A 1712-nucleotide genomic window follows, 5' to 3' on the forward strand; every position below is an offset into this window, starting at 1 on the left:
TTTATTTTGGACGGAGAGTTCGATCCTGGCTCAGGATGAACGCTGGCGGCGCGCCTAACACATGCAAGTCGAACGGCACCCACCTCCGGGTGGAAGCGAGTGGCGAACGGCTGAGTAACACGTGGAGAACCTGCCCCCTCCCCCGGGATAGCCGCCCGAAAGGACGGGTAATACCGGATACCCCGGGGTGCCGCATGGCACCCCGGCTAAAGCCCCGACGGGAGGGGATGGCTCCGCGGCCCATCAGGTAGACGGCGGGGTGACGGCCCACCGTGCCGACAACGGGTAGCCGGGTTGAGAGACCGACCGGCCAGATTGGGACTGAGACACGGCCCAGACTCCTACGGGAGGCAGCAGTGGGGAATCTTGCGCAATGGGGGGAACCCTGACGCAGCGACGCCGCGTGCGGGACGGAGGCCTTCGGGTCGTAAACCGCTTTCAGCAGGGAAGAGTCAAGACTGTACCTGCAGAAGAAGCCCCGGCTAACTACGTGCCAGCAGCCGCGGTAATACGTAGGGGGCGAGCGTTATCCGGATTCATTGGGCGTAAAGCGCGCGTAGGCGGCCCGGCAGGCCGGGGGTCGAAGCGGGGGGCTCAACCCCCCGAAGCCCCCGGAACCTCCGCGGCTTGGGTCCGGTAGGGGAGGGTGGAACACCCGGTGTAGCGGTGGAATGCGCAGATATCGGGTGGAACACCGGTGGCGAAGGCGGCCCTCTGGGCCGAGACCGACGCTGAGGCGCGAAAGCTGGGGGAGCGAACAGGATTAGATACCCTGGTAGTCCCAGCCGTAAACGATGGACGCTAGGTGTGGGGGGACGATCCCCCCGTGCCGCAGCCAACGCATTAAGCGTCCCGCCTGGGGAGTACGGCCGCAAGGCTAAAACTCAAAGGAATTGACGGGGGCCCGCACAAGCAGCGGAGCATGTGGCTTAATTCGAAGCAACGCGAAGAACCTTACCAGGGCTTGACATATGGGTGAAGCGGGGGAGACCCCGTGGCCGAGAGGAGCCCATACAGGTGGTGCATGGCTGTCGTCAGCTCGTGTCGTGAGATGTTGGGTTAAGTCCCGCAACGAGCGCAACCCCCGCCGCGTGTTGCCATCGGGTGATGCCGGGAACCCACGCGGGACCGCCGCCGTCAAGGCGGAGGAGGGCGGGGACGACGTCAAGTCATCATGCCCCTTATGCCCTGGGCTGCACACGTGCTACAATGGCCGGTACAGAGGGATGCCACCCCGCGAGGGGGAGCGGATCCCGGAAAGCCGGCCCCAGTTCGGATTGGGGGCTGCAACCCGCCCCCATGAAGTCGGAGTTGCTAGTAATCGCGGATCAGCATGCCGCGGTGAATGCGTTCCCGGGCCTTGTACACACCGCCCGTCACACCACCCGAGTCGTCTGCACCCGAAGTCGCCGGCCCAACCGCAAGGGGGGAGGCGCCGAAGGTGTGGAGGGTGAGGGGGGTGAAGTCGTAACAAGGTAGCCGTACCGGAAGGTGCGGCTGGATCACCTCCTTTCTAGGGAGATAAATCTTCTAGAGAGATCAACTTAACTCGAATAGAGGGCAGGAGCCCGTCCGGTTGATGTCCGCCAGGATGATTCCCCGCAGCACCCGGTCCCCGGGGTCGCACCCGCGTACCTTGAGAGCCGCATAGCGATAGGAGAGAGATGGAAGATCATTCTTCCAGACTCGATTCTTTTCTGCGATTAAATCAA

1 rRNA gene is annotated in these 1712 nt (G+C 63.7%); it reads left to right on the forward strand.

The annotated features are described in order from the left end of the window. Positions 1-7: 7 nt before the first annotated feature. A 16S ribosomal RNA gene (locus DWY03_RS04705) occupies positions 8-1513 on the forward strand. The last annotated feature ends 199 nt before the right edge of the window (positions 1514-1712 follow it).

It is taken from the genome of Collinsella sp. AF23-2, from assembly GCF_003459245.1.
Taxonomy (GTDB): domain Bacteria; phylum Actinomycetota; class Coriobacteriia; order Coriobacteriales; family Coriobacteriaceae; genus Collinsella.